Genomic DNA, 23,937 nt, shown 5'->3' with positions numbered 1-23,937 from the left:
AGAGATTAAAACTATGGGGCCGGTCGCGCTATGCTTTAGCATTCAGGAGACTGATAGTGAACCGTCTTGGATTCAAATACGTCACAATGATTGTCTACGAACGCTCGCTCGATTCAGAAATACCAACGGTGATCACCAAAGTTCCTGCTGAAATTAAAGTCCTTTCCAAAGAAGACATTAGCAGCGAATTGTTCCAGGGAGTTATTCTTACCTCAGATGATGATGGTTATTCTCACCAAGAAGCTCTGCGAAAAATCAGTGAGGGAGATATCTGTCTTGTGGTGAGCGTGAATAACAAGCCCGCTGGATTTGGCTGGATTTACACGCAGAAAGTGAAGTATGAAGAACTCTTCGAGGCAGAGATTCGTCTCGCCGATTCGGAGTCATTGATGTATGACCGGTTGGTATTTCCGGAATTCCGCCGGATGGGCTTAGGGGAAAAGATCAATGAGGAAAGGTTGCGATTAGCTCAATCAATGGGATTTAAGAAGATGCTCGCGTATGTTGAAATCGATAATGTTCCTTCGGTGAAATCGATTGAAGCGTTGGGTTTTCGCAAAACGAAATCCGTCAGCTGCATGAGGTTATTCTCATTGCGAAAGGTATTTGAGAAACCCATCAGCACGCGGGATTAATCATTAAGGGGGGAAATCACAAATGATTGTTGAACCTCTGAGCGACGAGAAAGAGTGGGAGGATTTTGTGGCCAAATCCCCACAGGGAACCTTCTACCACACACTGGCATGGAGGAACATCCTAGAGAAGTGTTTCAATGTTAAGCCTCACTACCTAGTGGTTCGGGACTCAAATCGTGAAATGATCGGGCTCTGCCCTTTTGTGATACGGAAAGAACTTGCGCTCATCAGGGTTTTGGATTCGTTAAGTTATTCCGATTATGGAGGCCCATTGTGCGCAGAAGGCTTGGCCAAGCCAGTGGTGCAAGCACTGGTTCAACATTTGCAGAGTTCAGCCAAAAGAATGGGAATTACGTATGCTATTGTACACTTTTCAGACGAAGAGATGAGTAAGGCAGCGGCCATTCCAGGATCACGCCTGGACACCAGTCACGGGGTGATGAAGATCGATCTTGAGGATAAGCCGCCGGAGATTATCTGGAATGATATTCTCAGGGCGGAGGAGCGAAAACGAATCAATCGAATTCGCAAAGGTGGCTATCTGAGTACGGAAGTAACCACTGCTGAGGATATGGGAATATTCTATGAATTATATCGCCAAAACATTCTGCATATCGGCGCTATCCCATATGTTGAATCCTTTTTCCAGGAGCTTTTCCAATCACTTCACCCGACGAATTTTCACATAATCTTGCTCACAAATCAGGATAGGGCCATCGGTGGAATGGGCTTCTTTGTTCATGAGCCCAGCAAGACCGTTCATGTGCCATACATGGGGCTTGACAGGACAGCCCGTTATGACACTATAAACTACAGTCTGATCTGGGAACTTCTTAAATGGACCCAGGGCCACGGCTATCGCCGTCTGAATATGGGATCCAATAGTTCCGACCCGCAAGAAGTTCACCATAAGCAGAAAGCTAAGTTTGGGCTGACTTTTGGCCAAGATTACTCGGTTATGCTGCCATTGAATAGAAGAGCCTTCCTTTTGCGCGAATACGCGTTCAGGATGGGGAGGTTTGTCGTGCCAAAGCTGCCTGAACGGATAAGACAGAGCATCATTGAATCCGCATTGAAATAGGATGGAAAAACGGACATCGAAGTCATGCAAGATAGACAGAGGGAATTGCACTAGAACACCTTTCTAATCAAGCGGGAGTTCCCCGCCTGTGAAGACGGGGCGTGAGAGCCGAGCAGGACAAGCTCCGCTTGAACCCGCAAGTGCCACGCCTGTAAAGGCGTGGGTATCTACTACTCTTTTCCAGGTGCATGTTTTCATTACACCACTGCAATTATGTACCTCATTTGGTGCAAAAGCCGCATCGCTTACTATGGGATTAACTTCCCACGCTAACGCTTTGATGGCATCAGAGCCCTAACGGTCTCCCTGACAAGCTGTTTATCTTGCTCTGAAAAGGCTCTCATCAAGAGAAGTCCGATGCCAAATATGACCATTCCCGAAAATGCTCCCAGAATAATCCCGAAAGGACCATTAAGGTCCATCACCCATAGACACAAGCCCATAACCAAAGTCGCTACAATGACTTTGCCTAGATACAGCAGATCGATGCTATAGTGAACGGTCTCTCTTGCCCACAAAGACACAATTGAGGCCAAGAGAAAATACGAAGCAATGTTAGAAACCGCAGCTCCCATGATCCCGATTCGGGGGATCAAAGCAACGTTAGTGCCAACACTGATTGCTGCCGCGGCCCCTACGAACAAAGGCAACCATTTGGTCTTCCGTACCAGAAGGACAATATAGAGATTCATCTGGTATATTCCTAGAAATACGGCCCCAATTGCAACCAGTAGCACCAATCTCCCTCCGACCAAAAATTCCGGGGTAGTCAGGAGATTCAAGAGGGCCTGCGACAAGATGGCTAGCCCGGCAGTAGCGGGGATAGCCAGAGTCAGAAAAAGCTTGGTTGAGTACTCAAGATAGTTTCTTACTTCTACCAGCCGATTTTGCTCCCAGGCTTTTGACAGGGTAGGGTAAAGGACAAAGCCGATTGGGGCATAAAACAGAGCCATCAAACTGGCTAAGGTATTGGATGATGAGTAGACCCCGGCTTGTGATATACTGATCAGATGAGTAATGAAATACCGGTCGCTGGAACTGACTATCCACAATAAAAGGCTACTGGGCAGTTGAGGGATACTGAAAGCAAGGAATTCCCCTAGACCCATGGTATTTGGCTTGGGAAATCCGATCTCCCTAATAATGAGACCGAAAACCACTAATGTAAACCCTAGCTCTGCCACTATCACGCTGATAATCACCCATTGCAATCCAAACCCCGATTTGGCCAGTGTTACTATCAGCACCATCTTAGCCACAGCGACACCTGCCGAAACAGTTGACAACGTCTTGATCTTACCATCAGCGCGCAGGTAGGAAATACCAAAAAAGAAGAGCGCCTCAACAATGGTCCAGAGGACAGCCAAACGAACAAAAGTGGCATGAGCAGGGCTAGCGAAAATAACCGAGGAGAGGTGTTGCGCCAGCAGCATTGCAGCCACCGCGACAAGGCCTGAGAAAACGAGGATGGGGATGAGCATTGCGCCGAAGATCTGACGTTTTTTCTCCTTGGCTGCGCTGGCAGTCAGAAATCTGACCAGTGCAGTCCCTAGTTGTAGAACGAAAAGCGGGGTCAGTAAGCTGACTGTCATACTGACCTGGACCCATATACCGAAAGTTTCTGAGGAATAAGACTTAGTCAGAGCGGGTAAGGTAAAGATGGCTATTGCTGAGGTGAATACCTGTGCTATGGCCACCCAGATGATATCGAGAGCAAATCTCTGCGGCTCGCCAACAGATTGAGAAGAGGCCTCTTCGTTGTGTTTACCGTCCGTCATTGTGGAGCATGAAAACAAGTGTTTTTGCTGTGGGGCATAACATCTCAAATAGTGTAGGGTGTGTGGTTTCAGAGCGGTTGGATGTTATAATTGTTAGTGTCATTCGCGCCCTTCATCAGCGCGGATAAACTGAAGGCTCAGATGAGAACGGCAAATTCCACAACCAGTCCAGAGGAACCACAATACAGAATCCATCAGCGTTAAATAGGCCCTATAGGCCCAGAATGAAGGGGGTAAAGTCATCATAGGTCAGTCCCGGGAATTCAATTCAGTCTCCCCAAGATTTCTCTCAGCCCGGATTCCAAATCATATTTTGGCCTGTAGCCAAATATTTGAGCTTTGGAAATGTCAGCCAGGCTATGGCGAATATCGCCCAGTCTGGGCTCCTTGTGAATTGTTCTGACATCCTTGTTCATGAGTCGGATAATCTTTTCTGCCAACGTATTCAGAGAGATGTGTTCTCCGCTTCCGATGTTGAAAATGCCGGTGACATCACTTTCAGCCGCAAGAATGTTCGCCTCCACCACATCACGTACAAAGACAAAATCCCTAGTCTGTTCCCCATCTCCAAAGACAGCAGGAGAATTTCCTTCTCGCACGTGTTGAATGAACTTGGGGACAACTGCTGCATACTGCGAATCAGGGCTCTGGCCGGGGCCATAGACGTTGAAATATCTCAAGCAAATACTTGGGAGGTTATAGACGCGCTGAAAAACATCGCAGTAGTGCTCCATAGCCAATTTGGTTGCAGCATAGGGTGATTGGAGATCGGAGGGCATGTGCTCGCACACCGGCAGTACAACAGGATCGCCATAAATCGCACAGGAAGATGCAACAACGACTTTTCTGACGCCATTGTCCCTAGCCGCTAGGAGCACATTCAGGGTCCCCGTTACATTGACCTCGTGGGATGCCAAGGGATTATCAATACTGCTGGGCACACTGGCGATGGCTGCTTGATGAAATATCCAGTCAGCGTTCCTAGAAAGCTGCTGAAGCAGGGGGAGATTAGTGATGCTATCATGCACAAATTGGACATTACCCTTTGACAGCAGTCCCTCGATGTTTTCTTTCTTCCCGGTGGAGAGATCATCGATGATAGTGATATAGCAGCCCCGGCGTGCCAATTCGACAGCGAGGTGGGATCCGATAAAACCGGCTCCTCCTGTGACAACCACTCTTTTCTTCATGACCCCTATTATAAGCAATAAGCCCGCGATAAACAATTAGGCTCATGTTTTGGATTAGAAAAGACTTCAGGCTCGCACCCAGATTCAACTTACGAAACTTGATTCCCCGACCATTGTGGTCGAGGGAGGAAGTTCTCCCTGCGAAAGCAGGGCAAACGAAGTTTGACCTGAAGTAATACCCCGACCGTAAGGTCGTGGGAAGTTTATCAAGGCATTCAATTGAAGTGAACTGGACACCACGCGTTTTCCCGTGGTATCCATGGGCTTGGATTCTTCTGTGAAGCCGCCTAACTAACTCTAAAGCCAATGAATCATCCATATGTCATAAGGCTATCATGTTTCATTGGCTTTAGAGCCATTCTTCCATTTGTCGGCATACTCTTTAGTGATCTGCAAATACTGGTCACCATATTTCTCGCCTGGCTCAATATGTGAATTCTCTGGCCACTCGTTCCACGAGGTGATGAATATCCAGTTAGGATTGCTTTGCAGTGCTGCCTCAAAAGTCTGCCGATAGGTATCGCCATTTCTGCGATCAACATAATGGCTAGGGGTCTTCCCGAGTAATCGATCATCGCAACCCGGCTGAACTGTTGCCGCCCATATGCGCTGGGCATGAGGATCATTTAGCATCTCGTAAGAACGTACCAATCGAGACCCGTTTTCCGCTGCCTTTCCGAAGTTCGGATCAATGACAGTATTATATTGATGGATGCCATTAAAAACTGTGAGATTTTCTTCCGTGTAACCCGCACCAATAAAGACAGCGTCAAGCCCTTTGGCGCGAAGTTCATCAAAAATTCCTCCCCATACGTTAGTGGAAAGATGACTGGAAGCGTAGATGATGATCACTGGTTTTCCACAATGTTTGACAAATGCCGGATGATTGCCGTAAGTGGATATCAGATATGCAAGTCGGCCAGCAATTTCATCCCTGGTAAGAGTTCCGTTCATTGCCAACGCTTCGAAATAAGCTGTGATCTGAAATTCGTGATTCTGTGCAATATCAAGTAGTTTCTTGAAGTTCAAATCTTCATAGTAGCCAGGTGCTGGCCAAGAGGATATGAATCCATCAATGCCAGCATTCTTGGCTTGTGTGATATGGGCCTCCATTAGTGCAGGTGAGCTGGAAGGCAACCGAAGCAGGGGATGATCACTCAAGTTGGGACTATTCCATGAACTAGTGTCATACCAGGGGTAATAGAATGCCAACAGGAGTTTTTGTGTTGAACTGTTTGGCAGCGGATCAGGTGTTATGCTCATCAGCTCGGTTACATTTAGTGGAAATTGAAGTGCAAATTGAAGGGTGGTTTGGCCAACTTGGACTTCATGGATGAGAGTGAGTTGATTCTCTGAAACACTATAGACGCGCAAAGTGACCTGATTGAGATTGCCTTTCTTAAGGACGAAGTTGGGAGGGCTGTTCAGGATACTCGCAGGCAGCGCATAGTCTACTGTCATACTGACGTTCTGTTTTGCCGTGGCATTCGCAAGAGGTTGGGTTAAGATCATATGACCGGTGTCCATCTTCGATATGTCGGCGTTGACAGAAACTCCAGACTTGGCAACAAACCTTGATGCCAGAACGAATTCCGGATTCACAAATTGGAGGCTTACCCAATCCGAAGTAGTTGATAACTCAAACCTCAGGCGATAGAATCCCGAAGAGAAGGGAGCACTGTTGGTGGTGGAGAAGGTAGCAGAGATACTCTTATTGGAATCCATTGTGATGGTCAGGGGATTTTGACTGCCGAAGGCATCACCGCCCCAACTGCTGAAGCTGTATCCGGAAACAGGTGTGGCGGTGAGGGTTACCTGGCTTCCAGCCGCATAGCTCCCGCTGCTCGGGCTGATACTGCCGCTGCCCGAAGGACTAAGGCTCGTGGATAAAGTATACTGAACATTGGTGAACGTGGCAACTACACTCTTGGCGGCATCCATGGTAACGGTTACCGGGTTCTGGCTGCCGGTGACAGCTCCGCTCCAGGCGCTGAAGCTGTATCCCGCGGCAGGTGTGGCGGTCAAGACTACTGAACTGCCGGCTGCATAGCTTCCACTCGCTGGGCTGATCGTACCGCTGGCCGTGGGACTGACACTGGTGGACAGGGCATATTGAAGCTTGGTGAAGGTGGCGGTCACGCTCTTGGCAGCATTCATAGTAATGGTAACCGGGTTCTGGGTGCTGGCAATTGCCCCACTCCATCCAGTGAAGGTATAACCGGATGCGGCTGTTGCGGTAAGAATTACCCTGCTCCCGGCGGCATAGGTTCCGCTGTTCGGGCTGATGGTTCCGCTTCCGGCAGGGCTGAGGCTGGCAGTGAGAGTATAGGTGACGTCTTTGGTGAAAGTCGCGGTGACGTTCCTGGCAGCATTCATGGTAATGGTTACCGGGTTCTGGCTGCCGGTGATGGCTCCGCTCCAGGCGCTAAAGCTGTATCCCGCCGAGGGAGTGGCGGTTAATGTCACTGAACTCCCGGATTCATAGCTGCCGCTGGCCGGGCTCACCGTACCGCTGGCGGCAGGACTGACAGTGGTGGAGAGGGCGTATTGAATCCTCGTAAAAGTCGCGGTGATGCTCTTGTTCCCGTCCATGGTGATGGTCAAAGGATTCTGATTCCCGCTGGCCGATCCTCCCCAGGCGGTGAAGGTGTAGCCGGAAGCGGGTGTGGCGGTGAGAGTCGCCTGGCTTCTGGCGCCGTATGTGCCGCTGCTCGGGCTGATGACGCCGCCACCGGCGGGACTGATGCTGCTGGAAAGGGTGTATTGGACTTTGGTGAAGGTTGCGGTGACGCTCTTGTTGGCATCCATAGTAACGGTGGCCGGGTTTTGCGTGCCGGTGGTTGCCCCACTCCATCCGCTAAAGGTGTATCCAGAGGCGGGTATGGCGGTAAGAGTTACCTGGTTTCCGGCACCGTAGCTGCCGCTGCCCGGGCTGATGCTGCCACTCCCTGAAGGACTGATGCTTGTGGATAAGGTGTATTGACTCTTGGTGAAAGTGGCAGTGACGGCCTTGGAAGAGTCCATTGTCAGGGTAAAGGGATTCTGGCTTCCGCTGGCGGCTCCTCCCCAACCGCTGAAGAAATAGCCGGAGGCAGGTGTGGCGGTAAGGGTGATCTGGCTCCCGGCGGCATAGCTCCCGCTGCTTGGGCTGACTCTGCCGCTACCGGCCGGGCTGATGCTCGTAGATAAGGTATTCTGCACTTTGGTGAAAGTGGCTGTGATGTTCATATCGGAGCCCATCGTCAGAGTAAGGGGATTCTGGCTTCCGCTGACGGCTCCTCCCCAACCGCTGAAGAAATAGCCGGAGGCAGGTGTGGCGGTGAGGGTGATCTGGCTCCCGGCAGCATAAATTCCGCTGTTTGGGCTGATGGCGCCGCTACCGGTTGGGCTGATGCTCGTTGATAAAATATTCAGGTTTTTGGTGAACATGGCGGTTACATTCTTAGCAGCATCCATGGTAACCGTTGCTGGATTCTGGCTCCCAGTGACATCTCCGCTCCAGGCAAGGAAATTGTAACCCGTGGCGGGGGTGGCGGTAAGTATCACCCAACTCCCTGCTGCATAGCTTCCGCTCGCCGGGCTGATCGTGCCGCTCTGAGAGGGACTCACACTGGTAGATAGAGCATATTGAACTTGAACCCTGGCGAATGTGGCGGTCACGCTCTTGTTGGCGCTCATGGTGATGGTGGTGGAGGGAGAATTACTATTGCCCACATCACCCGTCCATCCGGTGAATCGCCAGCCTGTTGCTGCAGTGGCTGAGATATTGACGACTGTCCCGCCGGAATAAGTAGAGGTCCCAGCGGCCGGATTTGTGGTGCCGGTTCCGCTTATTGCCATGGTAAGTGTATAGGAGCTGTCGGCACCGCCACTTCCTGAAATCCTGGAGAAGTTTGCAGTGACAGTTTTGTTCGAGTCCATCTTGACCGGGGTAGTGGCGGAATTCGGATTGACCACGTCACCCGTCCAGCCGTCAAATCGCCATCCGCTTTCCGGTGTGGCCATGACTATGACCACTGTTCCCTGGGCATAGTCATGATTGCCTGTGGTCGGATAGATGATGCCGCTTCCCTCCCTGGCCATCGTCAGAGTGACGTTGGCACTTGCTGTACTTATATTGGGCACCTCGCCACCTGAAACCTGATTAGCGGGAGCACCCATATGGGAGGCTGTTTCCAGCGTGCTTGCGGGTATGGAAATAGCAGCTGTGAGTGGTTCCAGCCCGGACGGGCTATTCCCCGGGAGATCGGCATGAGCGATTGCCGCTGAGGTCGCTTTATCGAGGAGAGGGTGAGATGCCGAATCAGCGTTTTTGTAGAAGACCACACCCGCGGTGCTTGCCATCACCAGCATTACCATCAGCAATTGCAGGAAAAGTTTGGTCTTTTTGCCGGTTACCACTTCTCCGCCAAATGACGTCTTGCGGTATTTTGATCGCTTCATCTGCCTGCCCCCTCAATCCCATGTTGGTAGTAATAAGGTTAACAAAAGTAAATGCAAGGTAAATATCTGGTAAATACTGGGAGTGACTACATGTTACCCACCGAGAGAGCCACGGTAAATAGCCCATTAGTACCTATTAGGCCTGTGACACTAGGAATGATAATAGGTGCATTGTTTCGGTGGGCAGTCCGGAGTGCCAGGATAGGCGAGAAGGAGGGGCGTTGATTCTTACACCGCCGAGGAGTCTGAGGAGGATAGCGGGGATCATTGAGGCCGGCGACAAGTAGAGCGTTTTTTGGTCTGCCTTGCCAATGCCTTGTGATGACGAGCACCTTTGCTGAGCAAGGAAAAGGAGGTTGCCATCCCAAGGCCCAGCAGGAGGGTTGCGATGGACCAGGGAGTATAGGGTAGTTGACTCAGTTCCCGCTACACTGATCACCATTCCCCGGCAGGCAGAGAGATCAGAGAGAATCCCGAACAGCATGGTACCGGGTGTGAGGCAGTAGTCTGTCATGATAGCAAAAATCAGGCCTGAGATAGCGAGTCTCCCGGTGGTCGGGCTCTCTGTGATCTGGATTGCGGCACGATGATCTTCACTAAAGAGGACTATTGCCGGAATCTGACCGGTTTTCCCAACCGTGTTATTGTAACAGCAGGGATGAGCGGATGCCAGTGTTTGGGGCAGAACCTTTCCGGCGAGATGAATGGGAGAAGGCGTTTGATCAGAGTGGCCCGGCTTCCTTGGAGCAAGGCTGACTATCCTGTTGAGCCGGTCACGTTGATCAGCAGGTGAAGTTCCGGATATCCGCCAAGTGATTTCTCTCGATAGATGAGCTTTCCATCGCGGTAAAGCAGGAACTCGGCGTTTTGCCAGACCGCCTCCGGGTAGACGTATTCGGGTGCAAGCTTCCACTCTTCTCCGGGAGCCACAACGGCGGAACCGAGCGACCTGAGTTCGGTCAGAGACTTGTCGTTTTCAGTCAGCCGGGCATCAATTCTTACTCTGATTTCGTAAGCTGCTTCAGCGCTTCCGGTGTTAATAGTAACAGCTTTTAAATTCTCTCGCCCCAGCCAGAGAGAAAGCGAAGTATGCTTGTTTTGTTCATTTCCCAGAGTGCGTATTTTATACAAGAGAAACTGAATCATCTGAGCTTTTCCCGGTTTCTGGAGGGCGAACCTGACTTCTTGCTGCCATGTCTCTCCGTGTGTCAGCGTGATCGGGGACATTTCTTCATAGAGGTCTCCGCCCGAAATCAGTTCCACCTGGTAGCTCATGGAGCGGTGTTCCTGGTTCACAATCCCCAGGATTGAACTGCCTTCCTCACCCACCTTCAGCTCACTGGGATAGCCGTAAGCCTTTCCGTCCGGCCCGAGGAGGTAGAATTCGGTGAAAACCTCTTGCGTTCCCGGGTTGGCGATTGTGTATGAGATGGCGCCAATGCCCGCGAGAATGGCAACCGCAAGGATAGCCGTAAAAACCCTGTCCAGACCACTGCCTCCCCAGTTCTTCATGATACCTGCGTCCTCGATAGTGTTCTTCTTTGGGCGGGCGAATATATCATCATGGGTTCAGGTTGTCCTGTCAGTTCAATCATCTCATTAGCCAGCTGCTGCAACACTCGGTCCATTTCTCCATCTCTAGAGGAGACTATTCACTCTCATAACAACAATAATGGCAAAAACGATGGCCAGTGGTGTGATCGATACATTCAAGGTTCGTCCCAAGCGGCGGAGAAAGGGGGAATCGCTGGCATCAGCCAGCTCTTTGGTGATCAAGAATACAATCAGTCCGATGACTGCTATTTCTTCAAGCATTGCTCTGCACTCAATAGGGTGTCTGGTACGGATATGATTGTCTCAATCCTCAGATCAGCCTTCCCTGTTTGCCGCTGTGTCTTGTCGGATCCTGTTTTCACCATATGTTCGGGAACAATAGATACAAGCTGATATAGAACAAACCGCTGCCGATGCTCACCCCCATGATTGATTCTGTCCGCTTCACTATCCATCCGAACCAAAGGGCCATCGGAAGCATCAAAAGGCAGTAAAGGGCTGATTCATACTGTATCTGGACTGCTGCAAAAATACCAGCAATATAGACCCATCCCCAGGAGCCAAAAGACCGAGCCACATGCTGCATCACGCCGCGATAGGCCAGCTCTTGTCCAAAGCCAAGAAATGCCACGAACACCAGGGACGGAAACATCGCTTGAGCAACGGTCAACTGGGCGATCTGTGATTCTGGCTTCAGGATGAGATAGGCTACTGCTCCGAATGCTACCCCCGTAAGTGCTACCAATATCTGCTCGGGCATCGCACGCGCAGTAAGCCCGATCTCATCGGCACGCAGGCGCAATATTCGAGAGACACCGATGATGCCTGCGAACACCGGGACTGCTACGATGGCGTATCGAGAGGCCTCCGTGAACTCCGGAAGTGGGAGGGCAAGGGCTGCGATTCTCATCAAGGGAATCAGCTCCAGCGCTGTGTATATCCGATGAAAGGGATGGGGATCAAGCGCTGTGGCGCCAAGGGCCAGTCCGAAGAGCAGGGCAAAATAGAGGCCCACCCCCCATTCAGGACCCCGCACAACAGTTTCAACTTCTATGGTGACGATGGCCGTGAAATACCCGTAGCATAACGGGAAGGGATTGGTTTTCCACCAGACCGGGCGTATTAGCGATGTAGCGTCGGTACGTTCCACGTGCTTTACTTCATCCTCTTAATATCAGAGTGTTCGGCCTCTTTTTTTTTTTTCATGAAATGTCCGATAGACTCAACAATATCATTAATATCATTAATATCATTGGGGAAAGCTCTGATCAATCCCGGCTGGGAATCCTTCCTAACCTTCCTTTCCAAAAATCATGCAAAACTCCCCCTTTGTGAAAAAGGGGTGAGGGGGTTCATTCGGACTTCCGGTCTTGGGCGATCACAAAGGATCGTCGCTACAAACCTCTCTATTGAACGTTGAACTTCGAACCTTGAACTGACTCTTGACTACTGATGTGAAGCAATCCATACAGGACGGCAACGCCTAACAGGCTGACAAGTGACCCAATAATGCCTTCGCCGATAGCAAGGCTGATAATCAAAACCACAACGCTTGCGGCAGCCAATCCGTAAAGCCCCCACCGTTTCCATTCGAGCAGGGCAATTCCACAGGCAATGTTGAAAACAGCCAGTGCAAACAGCAATCCCAGTATCCATACCGCGGTGTGCTCCAGCATTCCCCCATCGATGGTGCTGCCCGCCAGGCTGAACATGGCAGCAGCCACATTAGCCAGAATCATTATCAGCACCCACACTCTCATCAGGATAACCTTAGCGTTAATTGGCGGAGGTTTCTGGTAGGCGAGAGTCAAGCTAAACATCAGGGCAAAAAGGACTAACAGCAGCCCGGCAATGCCGAAGAACAGGGGATCGGACCAATCGTGCAACGTGATGGCCGAATCCAGTCCGCGGCTATCGGCTCTGACCACGATGGCGGCCAGCCTCAACGTATTGGCAGCGATGGCCAGGGGAAAGGCCAGGGCAAACAGGAACACTCGTTTATACATGGCGCCGCGGAGAACAAAGGCGCAAAGCGCCGCCAGAGCTACCATGGCTACCAGCGTGTTGATGCCGCTGCAAGCGGGGCCAACATCAAGCGTGGCGGAAGGGTCGGCAGCATCGCCCAGGAAGATCAGGTTCCCCTGGGTGGTCACATCAACCCCTACTTTTTGCGCAATCCAGACGGAGGAATCGCTGGAGATCGTTTGCAGGTCATAAGTGAGATCTTGAATGAATGGAGGAGGGATCATGAACAGCAGGAAAAAGAGCGGGAATGCCATGGCTCTGGTGGTGCGGATGCCCAGAAAAGCAATGACCAGCCCGGTGAGAACGATCAGTAGTGAAAGCGCCCCGAGGCTTCTCATATCCTGGTTGAAGCTTACCAGGTAGAGCGCTGCTCCGAGCGCCAGGACAAAAATCCCCAGAATTGCAGGTTTCGTCTCTTCCATCTGATCCCGCCTGGCCCAGACGATGAATGCGGAGATCAAGGGGATCAGGAATCCGTGACTGTAGGGATTATCGCGATTGAGAAAACCCCCGGCGACCCACGAATCATACAGCCAGCGGAACGTGGGCCAGAAGAAGAGCGTCAGTATACCCAGCGTGATCGCCATCCCGGCCACAGTTTTGCGGTTTATCTTCATAGCTCAGGCTCGGGCTTGATGGCCGGGCGTTTTCCCCAGGGGGTTTTGGGGAAGATGATAAGGGCAAGCGGTATGGAAAGCAAAAGAACGATGATGATGTATCCGCCAACTCCCCAATCGGCCAGATCGGCGATTACCGGGTTCCAATCCTCCTTCTGAGCAGAGGCAAACATCAGCGGGATCGCCTGGCTGAGGAACTCTTTTTCCAGGGTGAGCTGGCCTTCGTAAGATCCCTCTCGCGGCGACAGCGCCTCCATGCGGATCCAGGTGATGGTGTTGGTCTTGAACTGGTTGCCTTTCACAAAGAAATGCAGGACCACCCGTCGCTCGGTGATGTTCCCATCCTTATCGTCTTTGGTGACGATCATCCTCTCAACCGGTATGATCATGTCATCGGATTTGCCGAGTAGATCCGTCCCGGGGACGATCACCTGGTCTTTGGTCTGCTCTCGCACGTTGTACCCCTGAGCCGTATAGCATACCCGTGGCGGATGGAAGCTGGTGGATGTTGCCGATTGTGAGATGAGGAAAAAGATGGGCTGGTATACGCCGGGGCGAGTATATCCGCGCATCAGCATCACTTTCGTTCCCAGTAAGTCCTCCCATTGGGAGGTATCGTAATCGTAGCCTCTCCAATCTCCCATCTGCAGCGGAAATTGGGCGGTGTGCTCCGGGTCGCCGATATCCAGCCGGGTTTTTACAAAAGTCTCATTCCCGGAAGACTTATTCAACTCGGTGCTGATGAAGGTGGCCCCGGAGGAGAAGAAGAGATCGGAGGAGGAGAACAACAGCACAATGACGGCAATCAGTGTACTGAGCCCCAGAATCAGGGAATAGCGTCTCAGAAAATCCATAAGATCAATTTACTCTAGCCGAATCGTCACTTGTGGCGCAGGACGCCTCCTGCCGGGGGCCTACCCTCGACTGCGATCGGGGGGCTGGGGAGCCTGTCCTGAGCTTGTCGAAGGATGTCCCCCAGATTCTCTTCCCTTCCTCCAAGAATGGGGGAAGGGGGGTTGATAACACTTATTGAGAGATTCCCTAGCTACAATGATATCCTAATGCTCCTGTTTGTCAAGTGACCGGATAGTCCTTTTGGCCTGATCGTTGGTTCAGTAGTCGAAATGCCCATTCCCTGCTATAATAGCTCAAACAGCATGAATTCACGCCAAAGGAGAATCCGATTGAAAGTATCCGGGGCAAAGCAGCAATGAAAGCAGTCATCCTGGCCGCTGGTGAAGGGAAACGGATGCATCCCCTCACTTATACCAGGCCCAAGGTCATGGTGCCTATCGCAGGCAAGCCGATACTGGAACACGTGATTTTGGAGATCAAGCAGTCCGGTATAACAGAAATCGTGTTTGTGGTGGGCTACTTCGATCAGGCTATACGAGACTATTTTGGAGACGGCGAGCGGTGGGGTCTGAAGATCGAATATGCCACACAGCGAAAGCAAACGGGGACTGCCGATGCAGTGGCCACCATCAAGAACCTGGTGGGCCCCCATTTTCTGCTGGCCAACGGCGATGCCGTCATCAAGAGTGAATTCATCCGCGAGGCCATCGCCGGAGATGCGAACAAGATGAGCCTCATCGAATTGAAAGATACCGCCGATATGGGTGTGGTGGAAGTGGATGAACAAAGAGTGCGGCGAATTCACGAAAAGGTTCAGAATCCCCCCTCGAATTTGGTGAACGCGGGCCTCTACCGGTTCACCCCGGAAATTTTTGAAGCCATTTCCGAAACGCCAAAATCGACAAGAGGCGAATACGAACTGACCGATTCCCTCCAGTTATTGATTGACAGAGGCGTGCCGGTTGCCTATCAGATGATCGGCTCATGGATCAATATCAGCTACCCGTGGGACTTGCTCCAGGCTAATGAAGAGCTGCTGGCTGAACTGGAATCGCGAAGTGAGGGAGATGTGGAAGAGAACGTCGTCCTCAAAGGATTTGTATCTGTTGGCAAAGGCTCAGTGATCAGATCAGGGTCATATATTGTGGGACCGGTAATCATCGGTGAAGGCTGCGATATCGGACCGAATTGCTACATTCGCCCCAGCACGGCAATCGGAGATCGGTGTCATATCGGTGCGGCGGTTGAAGTGAAAAACTCCATCATCATGAACAATACCAAGATCCCCCATCTGAGCTACGTCGGGGACAGTATCATCGGGGAGAATTGCAATCTTGGCGCCGGCACCAAAGTAGCCAACTTGAAATTGAATAAGCGCAACGTACAAGTGGGCGGCATCGATACCGGCCGGCGCAAACTGGGAGCCATCCTTGGAGATGGGGTGCAGACCGGCATCAATTGCTCTTTGAATGTCGGATGCAGCATCGGAAATGATACCATTGTCGGTCCGGGAATGGTAGCTAGAGGGATGATTCGTCCCAGGGCAAGGATTTTCTAGCAGGCTGTTGAAAAAAGGAGAAATAATCCTCCTTCCGGGTGCCTGGGGGTGTCCCTTCGCAAAAGTTTCCCCAACGAGTGCGCGCAGTGGGCCTTCCTTCTACCTGGATCGGGGGTTGAGTCAGACTTTTACATGCCCTGCCAAGGAACCTCGATGGCTCACCAATTCGTCTAACGGAGATGTGATACATGGAAAAAAGGATAACTCAGGCCATCATTCTTGCCGCCGGTGAAGGGCAGAGGTTGAAGCCATTCACTAAACTGATGCCCAAGGTGATGTTGCCTATAGCCGGAAAACCCATCCTCCAATATGTTGTCGAGGCTCTTGCCCAGAACGGTGTTCGCCGTGTTGTGATGGTTGTGGGGTATCGCAAGGAACATGTACAGGACTATTTTGCCTCCGGAAAAGAATTCGGCGTGGACATCGAGTATGTCATTCAGCCTCATCAGTTAGGCACGGCGCATGCCTTGGAGCAAGCCAGGGGTGTAGCCGATGATCGATTCCTTGTCGTTGCCGGCGATAATATCATCAGTCCGGACTCCATTGCACCGCTGGTCAATGCTCAGTCGAACACGGTGCTTATAAGGGCCCAGGATGATATATCGAAATATGGGGTGGTAATGGTGCGTGACGGCAGGGTGAAAGAGATTATCGAAGAGCCTTCTAAAAAGGTCAGCAGCCTGGTAAACACCGGGACATATGCCCTTAACAAGGAGGTTTTCAGTTTTATCGGGGATGAGGTAAACTTACCCGCCGTTCTTCAGAAAATGATAAACCAGGGGTGCGATATCATGGCCCAGGAAACACGAGGGACGTGGCTGGATGCAGTCTATCCCTGGGATATATTGGAGTTGAACAATCTGATTCTGGGCGGGATTTCTCCCAGCCTGGGTGGCGTTATAGAGGATGGCGTAACGGTAAAGGGACTGGTCTCTGTTGGAGATCGAACGGTTATCAGATCGAACAGTTACATCGTGGGGCCGGTGGTGATTGGTGAGGGGTGTGAGATTGGACCCGGAGTGTGCATTTTCCCCTCTACCAGCATCGGAAAGAATGTCTTCATTTCGCCCTTCAGCATCGTGGGGAATAGCGCTATTGGGGACAATGTGACCATAGGGGCAAACTCATCATTGCAGGATACGGTAATTGCCCCCGGAGTCATCATCAGGAACCATTTCTCAGCCTGCAGTAGAGAAACCAGCGTGCTCGTTGAGGATGAACATCAGCGAGTCAAAATGGGAGCCATCATCGGGGGCTACTCCGATCTGGGGGATAACGTTGTTGTCGAACCCGGAGTCGTCGTCGGCAATCACTGCCGGATCAAGTCAATGAAGGTAATCCGTCAGAATATTCCTGATGGAAGTTTGGTGATATAGCATGTGTGGTATTGTTGGATACGCCGGCTACAGGGAAGCCCAGCCGGTCCTGCTGGAATCCCTCAAGAGACTGGAGTATCGAGGCTATGATTCCTGCGGTATCGCTACTCTGGGCAATAGACTCATTCTGCAAAAGGATGTGGGACGGGTGGTGGATTTCGAGAAGAATATCTCCATCGGCCAGGGAAATATAGGAATCGGTCATACTCGGTGGGCCACTCATGGGGGAGTAACTGTTGCCAATGCTCATCCTCACGTCGATTGCAGCGGCAAGATTGCTGTGGTTCACAATGGGGTTATCGAGAATTTTCAGAAACTCAGAGAAGAGTTGATCGGGGAAGGGCACAAGTTTAGTTCGGATACCGATACTGAGGTCATTGCTCACCTGATAGAGAAGTATTACCAGGGTAATCTGGAAGAAGCAGTATCCATGGCTTTGATGTGCGTAACGGGCACCTATGCCATTGTAGTGCTGGCAGAAGGGCACAAGGAGCTTGTGTTAGCCAAGAGAGAGAGCCCATTGGTCATTGGGGTGGGAGACAAGGAGAATTTTGTGGCTTCCGATGTGGCGGCCTTGCTGGATTATACCAACAAGGTGATCTATCTGGAAGATGGCGATCTCGGCGTTATATCAGACAGGAATATTATCATTACCAATAACGGCAAAAAGGTGCGGCGGGATGAACAGACGGTTCCCTGGAGTGTGGAGGAAGCGCAGAAGTCCGGGTATGAGCATTTCATGCTCAAAGAGATCCACGAACAGCCCAAGGCCATTGAAAGTACTCTCAAGGGCCACATCTCATTCATCGAGCCTGTGGTGAAACTGGAAATGGCCAAGAGGCAAAAAGGAAGTCTGAAAGACGCCCTCATAGTGGCTTGCGGAACCTCTTACCATGCCGGATTGATTGGAGAATACATTTTCGAGAAACTCTGTAAGATTCCTGTGAGGGCGAAGATCGCTTCCGAATTCAATCATTGTGAGATGGCGCTGAACAAGACGTGGGTATTGGGGATCACCCAATCGGGAGAAACCACCGATACGCTGCGAGCCCTTCAAAAAGCAAAGGGGCTTGGATGTTTAACTACGGGAATCACCAACGTTCAGGGAAGCAGCGTTACTCGTATTGCCGATCAGGTATTCTACACTTACTCGGGGCCGGAGATCGGAGTGGCTGCCACCAAAACCTTCTTGACTCAATTGACTACACTGTACTTATTAGCCCTATCCTTTGCCCCGACCAGTGTTCTGGATATCAAGGATTATAGAAGGCTGATCGAGGAACTGAAGTTCTTGCCTTCCAAAGTACAGCGAGTGCTGGACAACGAGGAAGTGATTGCCCGGTATGGCAAAGAGCTATCCCGGTATGATAACGCCTTCTATGTTGGCCGGGGGATCAATTATCCGGTAGCCATGGAAGGGGCGCTGAAATTGAAAGAGATTTCCTATATCCATGCCGAAGCCTATGCTGCCGGGGAACTCAAACATGGGCCCTTTGCGCTCCTTCGTGCCAATACGCCGGTGGTTGCCATTACCGCCAGGGATGACACCTATCAGCCTATGCTGACCAGCATCAGGGAGATCAAAGCCAGAGGACCGCAGGTCATTGCCCTGGCCGAGGAGGGGGATAGAGATATCGACCCGTTTGTGGATGCCGTTATCCGAGTCCCCAAGGTCGATCCCCTGTTTTCGCCGTTTGTGAACTCGGTGGCGCTGCAGCTTCTGGCCTATTATGCCGCCAAAGAGAGAGGCTGCCCCATTGACCTGCCTGCCAATCTGGCCAAGAGCGTGACGGTGCCGTAGGGGAGCAATACGTCCGAATTCGGAGATCTATAGCGTCATCCCATTTACCATCTCTTCCACAAGTTGTACACCCTTATCCAGAAGCGCTTTTGACATCGATTCCTGAGTGGACTCGGTTATGACGCACATCCCCAACTTTTTCCCGCACCACCTTTGCGCCCAGTTCTGCGAGCGCGAGATCGAGAATGCTTCCCACTTCAATGGTCGCGGCCACAGTCTTTTTGCCGCCTCTCTGGCCATGAGCCATGAGATAAAGGAAACCATTTCATTGAATCCCAGGAATCCGTCCCGATCGCAGAAGACAACGCGATCCGCATCCCCGTCAAAGCATACGGCAAGATCAGCGCCCTTCTCTTTGAGAAATTGCACAGTGCCTTTCAGCGTTTCACCTGTGGGCTCGGAGGGCCTGTGGGGAAAGCGCCCAGATATTGTGTGGTTGGGAGGTTGGGTTTCATCAGCTTGACCATTCACACCTTGCAGTTGTAAACTCTGTTTATAAATGGGCCTTGTTTTGTAATTCCGGCGCATCTCAAAGGCCTGTCGCGAGTTTGGTGACGGCAGAGATCTGAATTCAGTGATCAGTTATCCGTAGGGGCGATCCTCTGTGATCGCCCTCCGTGAAAGAGGGTGAAGGGATACTTTCCTTCCGGGGGTTTGGGGGTGTCCCCCAAATGTCTTTCTCTTCCCCCTTTTCCGTTGACGGGAGAGGGGGATCGAGGGGGCGAGGGAGACTATTTGATCGCTCTGCGAAGGGAGGGGATAGATTTCAGGTGTAGGAGTCTGATGCGTGATGAATCACAAGAGAATCAGCAGTATCTCCAAGATTGCAGTGATCGGCAACTATTTACCGCGCCAGTGCGGGATCGCCACGTTCACCACAGATATCTGCAATGCTCTGGCCATGGAGCTCAAAAATGACCAGGACGTGGTTGCGGTTGCCATGAACGATATACCGGGTGGGTACGACTATCCGGAGCGGGTGAAATTCAGCGTTCGGGCAAATGTCCAGGCGGATTACTTCCGGGCGGCCGACTATATCAACGTCAATCAGTATGAGGTAACGGTTCTCCAGCATGAATATGGGATATTCGGCGGTCCCGCCGGGTCTCATATTCTCCATGCACTTAAGGCCCTCCACATGCCGATCATCACTACCCTCCATACGGTGCTTCAGCAACCCAGCGTTGAGCAAAGGGTAATTATTGAGGAGATAGCTGATTATTCCGATCGCCTGGTAGTGATGACTCACAAGGCGATCGATTTCCTGACTGAGGTCTACGGCATCCCAGCCTCTCGCATCGCTCTGATCCCTCACGGAATCCCCGATGTATCCTTTAAACAACCGGGCATATACAACGATCTGTTCGGGCTGAAAGGTAAGGATATCATTCTTACCTTTGGGCTCCTGGGTCCAGGTAAGGGAATAGAAACCATGATCGAGACCATGCCTGCCATCATCAGCAAACATCCCGAGGCCGTTTATGTGATTCTCGGGCAGACCCATCCGCATGTCCGGGAGGTCGATGGTGATGCCTATCACTATGGGCTGCAGCAACTGGTGAACAGGCTAGGCTTGAGGGAGCACGTGTTATTTCATAACTACTTTGTGCCGCTTGATACCCTGGTGCAGTATCTTCAGACGGCAAAAGTTTATGTGGCCCCTTATCCCAATAAGGAGCAGATCACTTCCGGCACGTTGTCCTATGCGGTAGGGGTGGGTGCACCGGTGGTCTCGACGCCTTTCTGGCATGCAGAGGAGCTTCTTGCTGAAGGCCGCGGGAGGATTGTGCCATTCAACGACCCGGAGGCGATGGCAGAGGGAATCATCGAACTTCTGGAGAATGACCAGGAGCGGAACATGATGCGGTTTACGGCATACCAGCACGGGAGGTCAATGACATGGAAGGAAGTGGCCAGGCAGTACTTGAGCCTTATGACCGATATCCTGGCCCGCTCGAAACCTATCCCCAAAGACCTTGTAGTTGCGCGGCAGAGCTATAAGCTGCTGAATGAACTCCCGGAAATCAACCTTTCCCATCTCAGAGCCATGACGGACGACACAGGGATAATCCAGCATGCCAAATACAACATACCGGATCTGGATAGCGGCTATTGTGTGGATGATAATGCCCGCGCGCTTCTGGCAGCGTGTCTCCACTACTCGCTTCAGAAAGATAAGACAATCGTGCCCCTGTTGGAAAGATATCTGGCTTTTCTGTGTTATGCCTTCAATCGGGAGAATAACTTTTTCCGAAACTTCATGTCGTATGACAGGCGGTGGTTGGATCTGCGCGGGAGTGAAGATTCGCATGCCCGGGCGCTGTGGTCTCTGGGTGTAGCCATCAAGTATGCCCCGAACGATAGCGTGAGAAATGCAGCCATGTCTTGTTTTCTCGATGGACTGCAGGTGATGGAGAATTTCAGATCGCCACGGGCATGGGCATTTGCCATCCTCGGCCTGCAATCCTACCTTAGAAAATACGGGGGGGATTCCTATGCCAGAAAGCTCAGAGCCCAGTTGGCTCAGAAGTTGTTTGCACTCTTCAGCAACAATGGCGATGACGGATGGTTATGGTGCGAGGACATCATCACTTACGCCAATGCAAAACTCCCCCACGCACTGATAGTTGCCGGACAGGCGATACCGGACCCCAAAATGCTGGAGGCAGGGCTCAGGATTCTTGAGTGGCTGCTACAGATACAGACTCACAAAGATGGCCACCTGAGCATCATCGGCAATGCCGGATGGTATCGGCGCAACGGTGAAAAAGCCAATTTCGGTCAGCAACCCGCCGAGGCGATGAATCTCATTGATGCCTGTGTGGATGCCTACCTCATAACGGGCGATAAGAAATGGCACGAGGAAGCGGAACACTGCTTTGGCTGGTTCATGGGGCAAAATGATGTCAATACGAACATATACAATTTCGAGACTGGCGGGTGCTGTGATGGCCTTGAGCACTACGGCGTTAATCAGAACCAGGGCGCAGAATCAACACTTTCCTGGCTCATTGCGCTGCTAAGGATGTATGAGAGCGTTGGCATGAAGGGGCTGGTCAAGAAGAAGAAGAGCAAATGAGGGGAGAGGGTCACTGTACGGTGTGTGCCTTGAGTTTGCTTCGTTGCCGATGGCTCCTCTCAAAGACACCCGTAGCTGTCATTGCGAGAAAGAGATACTGCCGGCGGTACGCAAGAAGAAAGAAGACAGCGATATGTCATTCCCGACTCTGATCGGGAAGCCGGGGTGTTGGGGTTGGGAGATCCCGGATCAAGTCCGGGATGACGTGACATGGCCAAAGGGTGTTTGGCCGACCCGGGAGCAGATGTGGATTTTCCATCCAAACTCGCAGTAATCCTGCGCAAAGAAGTGGATGCCTTAAATGGCAATGTCGGCATTGCTGCGCTGTGGAATGAGAGGGAGATGCGATTTGTGGAAGGGGCGACCCTCGGGCTTGATTCTGAGGCTGGCGCAGCCCTGCGTCTTTTTATCAACGAGACGCTCCCCAATCTCACTGCCGGCAGGTTGGTTGATGATGGGAATACCCAGGCCGCTCAGGAATCGGGTGTACTGACGATCACACGGGAAGGCACACAGGACCTCATTATCACCCGGCCCCTTGTGATCGATGGAAAAACGATCGGATTGATCTGTGTGTCATGCCCTTATTTGCCCCGGTCTTTCAGTAATAGCGAACCTCACGTGCGCTCTTTTTTTGTCGACATTGCAGCCATTGCACTCCAGAATGCCCGGTTGGCAGCTCATCTGGCCGAAGAGAGATTCAGGATCGAATCCATCCTGGAAAACAGCGCCGACGGGATTATGGCCATCGATACTGATCGGCGCATCACCTATTTCAATGCGGGGATGGAGAGGATTACAGGTTGGAAGAGGGAAGAAGCAGTTGGACGGTATTGTTTTCAGGTCTTGAAGGTGAAAAATGGTGAGGGGGCCGATTTCTGCCAGACAGGATGTCCTATTCTTGAAGGTGGCGGGGGCTTCATTGCTCTGGATGGAGTCCTGTCTCCTCGGACTGGACGGGATATCGATGTAAGCCTGAGTTATTCCATTGCGCGATCACCGGAGGGGCATCTTCTTTCTGCTGTGATCGATATCCATGATGTTCGTCACCTTCGGCAACTTGAGCATCGAAGGTCTGCTCTTCTGGCTACGGTTTCCCATGAACTCCAAACCCCAATTTCCATCATCAAGGCCTATGCCAGCACGCTTACTCGTCCCGATGCCAGATGGGGGCAGGAAACCATTATGGAAAAGCTGAAGGCCATTGAAGAGGAAAGCGATCGCCTCAGCGGCGTGGTGAGCAAGCTGCTCTATACGTCTCGCTTGGAGGAAGAAGGCGTTGGATTGGACAAGCTTTTGCTCAATCTGGAGAACGAGGCCAACCGGGTTGCCAAGCGTTTTGCCGGGGTCAGAGAGAACTGCGGCGTGAGGGTTGGATTTCCTCCCGATTTCCCGCCGGTGTCTGCCGATCCCGAAAAGGTGAATGAGGTGCTCACCAATCTGGTGGAGAATGCCATCAAGTTTTCACCTGGAGGGGGAACCGTCACTATCACTGGCGAGGTTTCCGGGAAGAACGCTTTGGTTGCCGTGGTTGACCGGGGAATCGGCATTCCGGTCGATGAGCAGGAGAGGGTATTCGAGCGGTTCTACCGGGGGAAAGATAGCTCGGTCACCCGGTCTCAGGGGACAGGGTTGGGGCTTTATATCTGTAAAACCCTTATCGAAGCGCATGGCGGCCGAATTTGGGTGGAAAGCCAGCCCGGTATTGGATCCCGTTTCATCTTCAGCCTGCCGATCGTGGAAGAGGACTGAGGAACACTGGTTCGGTTATCAGTTGTCAGTAGGGGGGCGCCCGTTGAGAGTGCAGAGATACTCTCTGCCGGGGATTTGGGGGTGTCCCCCATTTTCCTTCGTTTCCCCCAAGAGTGGGGGTCAGGGGGTTGATCAACGCTCATTTCGGAACTTTCCTGGTCGAATTCCCACTAAGCAAGGACTGGTTTTTGGA

16 protein-coding genes are annotated in these 23,937 nt (G+C 51.7%); 7 read left to right on the top strand and 9 right to left on the bottom strand.

The annotated features are described in order from the left end of the window. Positions 1-56: 56 nt before the first annotated feature. Both PHV74_02965 and PHV74_02960 read left to right on the top strand, forming a co-directional pair. The gene (locus tag PHV74_02965; protein ID MDD5093326.1) at positions 57-635 is read left to right on the top strand and encodes a GNAT family N-acetyltransferase; all 579 of its coding nucleotides are present in this window, start codon (positions 57-59) and stop codon (positions 633-635) included. Between the two features lie 22 nt (positions 636-657). After that, a complete protein-coding gene (locus PHV74_02960) occupies positions 658-1,716 on the top strand; it encodes a GNAT family N-acetyltransferase (protein ID MDD5093325.1) in 1,059 nt (352 codons plus the stop codon). 269 nt (positions 1,717-1,985) lie between these two features. Here the strand turns inward: PHV74_02960 and PHV74_02955 are convergent, their stop codons facing one another. The 8 genes from PHV74_02955 to PHV74_02920 all read right to left on the bottom strand — a co-directional run bounded on the left by PHV74_02955 (position 1,986) and on the right by PHV74_02920 (position 14,177). Continuing rightward, entirely contained in the window at positions 1,986-3,494 is a 1,509-nt protein-coding gene (locus PHV74_02955; protein MDD5093324.1) for an oligosaccharide flippase family protein, read from the bottom strand. Positions 3,495-3,757: 263 nt separating this feature from the next. Further along, positions 3,758-4,684 (bottom strand): SDR family oxidoreductase, encoded by a 927-nt coding sequence (locus PHV74_02950; protein ID MDD5093323.1) that lies wholly within the window; start codon positions 4,682-4,684, stop codon positions 3,758-3,760. Between the two features lie 333 nt (positions 4,685-5,017). Next, on the bottom strand, positions 5,018-9,127 hold the full coding sequence (locus PHV74_02945; GenBank protein ID MDD5093322.1) for an endo-1,3-alpha-glucanase family glycosylhydrolase: 4,110 nt from the start codon (positions 9,125-9,127) through the stop codon (positions 5,018-5,020). A gap of 756 nt (positions 9,128-9,883) precedes the next feature. Beyond that, complete coding sequence (locus tag PHV74_02940) at positions 9,884-10,684, bottom strand: DUF1616 domain-containing protein (GenBank protein ID MDD5093321.1); 801 nt, start codon at positions 10,682-10,684, stop codon at positions 9,884-9,886. Between the two features lie 81 nt (positions 10,685-10,765). Beyond that, complete coding sequence (locus tag PHV74_02935; GenBank protein ID MDD5093320.1) at positions 10,766-10,942, bottom strand: hypothetical protein; 177 nt, start codon at positions 10,940-10,942, stop codon at positions 10,766-10,768. A gap of 97 nt (positions 10,943-11,039) precedes the next feature. After that, complete coding sequence (locus PHV74_02930; GenBank protein ID MDD5093319.1) at positions 11,040-11,831, bottom strand: hypothetical protein; 792 nt, start codon at positions 11,829-11,831, stop codon at positions 11,040-11,042. A 256-nt stretch (positions 11,832-12,087) separates the two neighbouring features. Next, positions 12,088-13,323 (bottom strand): exosortase/archaeosortase family protein, encoded by a 1,236-nt coding sequence (locus PHV74_02925; protein ID MDD5093318.1) that lies wholly within the window; start codon positions 13,321-13,323, stop codon positions 12,088-12,090. After that, positions 13,320-14,177 carry an exosortase-associated EpsI family protein gene (locus PHV74_02920; protein MDD5093317.1) on the bottom strand — a complete coding sequence of 286 codons (858 nt, stop codon included), beginning with the start codon at positions 14,175-14,177 and terminating at the stop codon, positions 13,320-13,322. The genes PHV74_02925 and PHV74_02920 overlap by 4 nt, the downstream gene beginning before the upstream one ends. Positions 14,178-14,533: 356 nt before the next feature. On the opposite strand from PHV74_02920, the gene PHV74_02915 reads away from it, so the two are divergent. From PHV74_02915 to glmS, 3 genes are all read left to right on the top strand, one after another. Continuing rightward, positions 14,534-15,736, top strand: a complete 1,203-nt coding sequence (locus PHV74_02915) for a sugar phosphate nucleotidyltransferase (GenBank protein MDD5093316.1) — start codon at positions 14,534-14,536, stop codon at positions 15,734-15,736. A gap of 188 nt (positions 15,737-15,924) precedes the next feature. Next, positions 15,925-17,112 carry a sugar phosphate nucleotidyltransferase gene (locus PHV74_02910; GenBank protein ID MDD5093315.1) on the top strand — a complete coding sequence of 396 codons (1,188 nt, stop codon included), beginning with the start codon at positions 15,925-15,927 and terminating at the stop codon, positions 17,110-17,112. A gap of 1 nt (position 17,113) precedes the next feature. Beyond that, complete coding sequence (gene glmS / locus PHV74_02905; GenBank protein MDD5093314.1) at positions 17,114-18,913, top strand: glutamine--fructose-6-phosphate transaminase (isomerizing); 1,800 nt, start codon at positions 17,114-17,116, stop codon at positions 18,911-18,913. Between the two features lie 27 nt (positions 18,914-18,940). Here glmS and PHV74_02900 read toward each other — a convergent pair whose 3' ends face one another. After that, complete coding sequence (locus PHV74_02900) at positions 18,941-19,441, bottom strand: hypothetical protein (GenBank protein ID MDD5093313.1); 501 nt, start codon at positions 19,439-19,441, stop codon at positions 18,941-18,943. A 262-nt stretch (positions 19,442-19,703) separates the two neighbouring features. On the opposite strand from PHV74_02900, the gene PHV74_02895 reads away from it, so the two are divergent. Both PHV74_02895 and PHV74_02890 read left to right on the top strand, forming a co-directional pair. After that, entirely contained in the window at positions 19,704-21,992 is a 2,289-nt protein-coding gene (locus PHV74_02895) for a glycosyltransferase family 4 protein (protein MDD5093312.1), read from the top strand. 210 nt (positions 21,993-22,202) lie between these two features. Beyond that, positions 22,203-23,744 (top strand): ATP-binding protein, encoded by a 1,542-nt coding sequence (locus PHV74_02890; GenBank protein MDD5093311.1) that lies wholly within the window; start codon positions 22,203-22,205, stop codon positions 23,742-23,744. Positions 23,745-23,937: the final 193 nt, after the last annotated feature.

Source organism: Dehalococcoidia bacterium (assembly GCA_028711995.1).
In the GTDB taxonomy this organism is placed as follows: domain Bacteria; phylum Chloroflexota; class Dehalococcoidia; order SZUA-161; family SpSt-899; genus JAQTRE01.
This window is presented reverse-complemented; position numbering and strand designations above follow the sequence as displayed.